Source organism: Candidatus Methylomirabilota bacterium (assembly GCA_035260325.1).
In the GTDB taxonomy this organism is placed as follows: Bacteria; Methylomirabilota; Methylomirabilia; order Rokubacteriales; family CSP1-6; genus AR19.
This window is the reverse complement of sequence record DATFVL010000290.1, coordinates 1-4,183: the sequence shown is the minus strand read 5'-3', so window position 1 is coordinate 4,183 and position 4,183 is coordinate 1. Positions and strand designations below refer to the sequence as shown.

General features: G+C 69.1%; 5 protein-coding genes. 2 read left to right on the top strand and 3 right to left on the bottom strand.

Annotated elements, in window-relative coordinates:
• Positions 1-187: 187 nt before the first annotated feature.
• Both VKG64_18650 and VKG64_18645 read left to right on the top strand, forming a co-directional pair.
• Entirely contained in the window at positions 188-1,540 is a 1,353-nt protein-coding gene (locus VKG64_18650) for an aromatic ring-hydroxylating dioxygenase subunit alpha (GenBank protein HKB27061.1), read from the top strand.
• Positions 1,537-2,067, top strand: a complete 531-nt coding sequence (locus VKG64_18645; GenBank protein HKB27060.1) for a 3-phenylpropionate/cinnamic acid dioxygenase subunit beta — start codon at positions 1,537-1,539, stop codon at positions 2,065-2,067. The genes VKG64_18650 and VKG64_18645 overlap by 4 nt, the downstream gene beginning before the upstream one ends.
• A 6-nt stretch (positions 2,068-2,073) precedes the next feature.
• Here VKG64_18645 and VKG64_18640 read toward each other — a convergent pair whose 3' ends face one another.
• The 3 genes from VKG64_18640 to VKG64_18630 all read right to left on the bottom strand — a co-directional run.
• Positions 2,074-3,204: an amidohydrolase family protein gene (locus VKG64_18640; protein ID HKB27059.1), complete on the bottom strand. Its 1,131-nt coding sequence runs from the start codon at positions 3,202-3,204 to the stop codon at positions 2,074-2,076.
• Positions 3,205-3,255: 51 nt separating this feature from the next.
• Positions 3,256-3,771 (bottom strand): cupin domain-containing protein, encoded by a 516-nt coding sequence (locus VKG64_18635; protein ID HKB27058.1) that lies wholly within the window; start codon positions 3,769-3,771, stop codon positions 3,256-3,258.
• A gap of 13 nt (positions 3,772-3,784) precedes the next feature.
• On the bottom strand, positions 3,785-4,183 hold a 399-nt coding region (locus VKG64_18630), incomplete at its 5' end, for an amidohydrolase family protein (GenBank protein HKB27057.1).

Genomic DNA, 4,183 nt, shown 5'->3' with positions numbered 1-4,183 from the left:
CTCGAAGCCGAGCGCCTCGGCGGTCTTCGCCATGGCGGCGACGTCCACGTGGTAGGCGGGAAGCGGCACGGAGATTCCGACGTTCATGGCGGCCCTCCTCCTTGGCGTGCCGATGCTACCATGAGGCCGCGCCGTCGAGGTTCAGGGTCGCCGCAACGCCCGGCGTCGCCCGGGGAGGAGAGCGCCCATGGCCCGCATCGAGCCCAACAGCCTGAAGGGTCTGGTCGACGTGGACCAGGGCATCATCAGCCGCGAGATCTTCGTGAGCGAGGAGATCTACCGGCAGGAACTGGAGCAGGTGTTCGCGCGCGCGTGGCTCTTCGTCGGCCACGAGAGCCAGGTGCCCAACCCCGGCGACTACCTGGTGTCGTCCATGGGCGAGGAGTCGGTCATCCTCTGCCGCAACCGCGCCGGGCGGATCCACGTGTTCCTCAACTCGTGCCGGCACCGCGGCATGAAGGTCTGCCGGTACGACGAGGGCAACACGGTCGAGTTCCTGTGCTCGTATCACGGCTGGAGCTACGGGACCGACGGCGCCCTCGTGGGCGTGCCCTTCCTCAAGGAGGCGTACGGCGCGGGGTTCGACAAGTCGCGCTGGGGGCTGATCGAGGTCGCCCAGATGGAGAACTACAAGGGCGCGATCTGGGCCACGTGGGATCGGTCGGCGCCGTCCTTCCTCGACTACCTCGGCGGCTACAAGCTCTACCTCGATCTCCTCCTCGACGCCTGGGACGGGCGCGAGGGCGGCACCGAGGTGATCGGTGGGATCCACAAGTGGCGGATCCCCTGCAACTGGAAGTTCCCGGCCGAGAACTTCTCGGGCGACCGCTACCACGGCGTGAGCCACCGCTCGGTGGACATGGTCGGCATCGGCCCGAGCGGCAAGGGCCGGCGCGACATGCAGGAGCGGAACGAGGCGCGCTGGCTCGACGTGACGTTCCCCGACCGCGGCCACTCGATGATCGCGTTCCTCCGGAACCACGACGCGCCGATCGCGCCGGCCTACCAGGACGCGCCCCTCGTCGCCGACTACTTCCGCCGCTGCGAGGAGGAGCGAAAGCGCCGCCGGGGGCCGCACTGGCGGCTCTTCGGCGGACCGGGCACGGTCTTTCCGAACGCGTCGCCGCTCGCGCGCCAGCCGCGCACGCTCGCCGTGTGGCACCCGCGCGGAACGCACCAGACCGAGTGCTGGCGCGTGTACCTCGTGGACGCCGACGCGCCGCCGGAGGTCAAGAACTTCCTGCGCCAGTACTACACCCGCTATTCGGGCCCGGCGGGGCTGACCGAGCAGGACGACATGGAGAACTGGAACTACGCCCACGCCGCGAGCCGCGGGACGATCGCGCGCCGCCATGCCTATAACTACGAGCTCGGCCTGGGGCGCGGGAGCGCCGCCTTCGAGGACCACGGGCTCGCGCTGCCCGGCCTCATCAGCGACGTGACGCAGGCCAACGCCAGCGAGCAGAACCAGCGCGCCTTCTACGGCCGCTGGCGCCGGTTCATGGAGGCGGGGGGCTGGGAGGAGCTGATGACGCCGTGAGCCTCGACCTCCTCCTCCTCAAGCAGGAGGTCGAGGACTTCCTCTATCGCGAAGCCGAGCTCCTCGACGAGCGGCGGTACGACGAGTGGCTCGACCTCTTCACGGAGGACGCGCACTACTGGATGCCGATGCGGCGGAACGTCCCGCACGACGAGCCCGAGCGCGAGTTCACCCGCGCGGGCGGCGAGGTGAACTGGTTCGACGAGGGCAAGGACACCCTGGCCCGGCGCGTCCGCCAGATCGCGACCGGTCTGCACTGGGCCGAGGAGCCGCCGTCGCGGATCTGCCACATGGTCTCGAACATCCAGCTGCTCGAGGCGACGCCGCCCGGTCCCGCGGCGTCCGAGGTCACGGTCAAGTGCCGCTTCCTCGTCTACCGGAACCGCCTGGAGACGGAGACCGACGTGCTGGTCGGCAAGCGCGAGGACCGGCTCCGGAGGGTCGACGGGCGCTGGCGGATCGCCCGGCGCAAGGTCATCCTCGACCAGAGCGTCCTGCTCGCGAAGAACCTGACCTTCTTCTTCTGAGAGCGCTCAGTCCGTCGGGATCCCGTAGTAGCGCGCGCAGTTGTCCCAGAGGATCTTCTGCTTGCTCTTCTCCGAGATCGGCAGCGTCATGAACGCCTCGACCGCGTGCGGGTACTTGGAGTCGCCGTGCGGCCAGTCGGTGGAGAAGACGATGGTGTCGTCGCCGATGGCCTCGATGACCTGCTTCACGAAGTCCTCGTCGGCCTCCACGGACACGAAGCACTGGCGCTTGAAGTAGTCGCTCGGTTTCATGGTGAGGGGCGAGTTCGGCCGCTTGAACGTCACCTCGTAGTGCTCGTCCAGACGCCACAGGAGGAAGGGCACCCAGCCGCAGTTGCCCTCGAGGAAGGCGACGCGCAGGGTGGGATGCCGCTCGAGGACGCCGCCGCCGATCATGCTGATCACGGCGAGCATCATCTCCATGGGATGGCAGGCCGTGTGGACCATCTGGAGGTCGGCGCCGAAGCGGTCGCCCACCTGCGGCAGGTACGGCCCGAATCCTTCGTGGAAGCCGAGCGGGACCTTGAGCCGCTCCAGCTCCGCCCACAGCGGCTCGAAATAGGGATCGTGCCAGTTGCGCCCCTTCACCGGGTTGGGACGCACGAACACGGCCCGGCAGCCGAGCGTCTCGACGGCGCGGCGCGCCTCCTCCACGGCGTCGCGGACGTCGTGCGGCGAGATCATCGCCGCGCCGAGGAGGCGAACGGGATCGGCCTTGCAGTAGTCGTGGAGCCAGTCGTTGTACGCCCGCGCGATGGCGCCGGCGAAGGCCGGGTCGAGGTCATCGACCGCCTGGGCGAACAGGCCGCGTGACGGATAGACGACCGCCACGTCGATGCCCTCGGTGTCCATCGCGTCGAGCTGCGTCGCGCCGTCCCAGCCGCGCTCGGCCGCGGGCCGGAAGCGCTCGCGCCGCTTGTGGAACGGGTCCTCCTCGCCGCCACGGGACCGCAGGCGCAGCGACGAATGTCGCGGGAGCGTCTTGCCGTCGATCACCAGCCGCAGGTCGGCGATGTACTCCTGCAGGCCCCGCGGCGCGAACGGCTTGTAGGCCGGGTCGATGTAGCGCTCCCAGAGGTCCGCCGGCTCCATGCAGTGCATGTCGCTGTCGAGGACTTTGAGTCCTTGCTTGGCCATGGCCTTCACCCCCGCCGTCGTGCGCGCTGCGCGCGTTGTGCGGCACCCTCGTTACTTCGTGACGAGGTTCCCCTTGGCGTCGAGCTGGAGCCCGTGCTGCCGGGCAGTCTCCAGGACCTTCGGCGACCAGGTCACGCGACCGGAGTCCGAGCCGCCGAGGATGGCGAGCATGAAGGCCTCCTCCGTCCCGGCATTGCGGAAGCCGCGCATGACGCCCGGCGGCACCGAGATGACGTCCCACTGCTCCAGGATCACTTCGTTCTCGCCGTCGTCGCCCCAGTACACACCCCACCGTCCGGTCAGCGGCATGAAGACCTCCACCGTCGGGTGATCGTGGAGGCCGACCCGATTGCCCGGGACCTTCTTGACGAGGGTCAGGTTGAAGTCGCGGGCGTCGGTGATCGCCGGCTTGAGGGCCGCGTCCTCGGTCACGCCGCGGCCGATCACGTTGTAGATGAGCCGCTCGTACCCGGGGATCGCGGTGTCGACGAAGCCCCGCTTGGTGGGGGTGAGCCGCTTGAAGCGCGCCACTCGCGTCCGCTCCATCTCCTCGACCGAGATCTTCATGGCCGCGCCTCCCTCACGCCTGGTATCGCGCGTTGTGCAGCACGCGGCCCGGATAGCTCCCCGTGTGCGCGCCCTTCTCCAGCAGCACCTCGCCGTTCACCACGGTGTAGTGGATCCCCTCGGCCAGCTCGCGGACCCGCCAGCCGTTGCTCGGGAAATCGTGGACGACGTCTTCTTTGCAGGGCCGCACGGTGTCGGGGTCGAAGACGACGAGGTCGGCGGCCATCCCCGGCTGGAGCAGCCCGCGGTCGTAGATCCCGAAGGCCGTGGCCGAATCGAAGGTGAGGCGCCGGACGGCGTGCTCGAGTGACATGATCCCCTTCTCCCTCACCCAGTAGCCAAGGAGCCGCGTCGGGTTGCCCACGTTCGAGTGGAACTGCACGTGCGCGCCGCCGTCGGAGAGCCCCACGAC

What these genes read in the sequence shown, in the direction of transcription:
- VKG64_18650 (HKB27061.1), top strand. Translation starts at nt 188, where the DNA reads ATGGCCCGCATCGAGCCCAACAGCCTGAAGGGTCTGGTCGACGTGGAC.
- VKG64_18640 (HKB27059.1), bottom strand. Translation starts at nt 3,204, where the DNA reads ATGGCCAAGCAAGGACTCAAAGTCCTCGACAGCGACATGCACTGCATG.
- VKG64_18635 (HKB27058.1), bottom strand. Translation starts at nt 3,771, where the DNA reads ATGAAGATCTCGGTCGAGGAGATGGAGCGGACGCGAGTGGCGCGCTTC.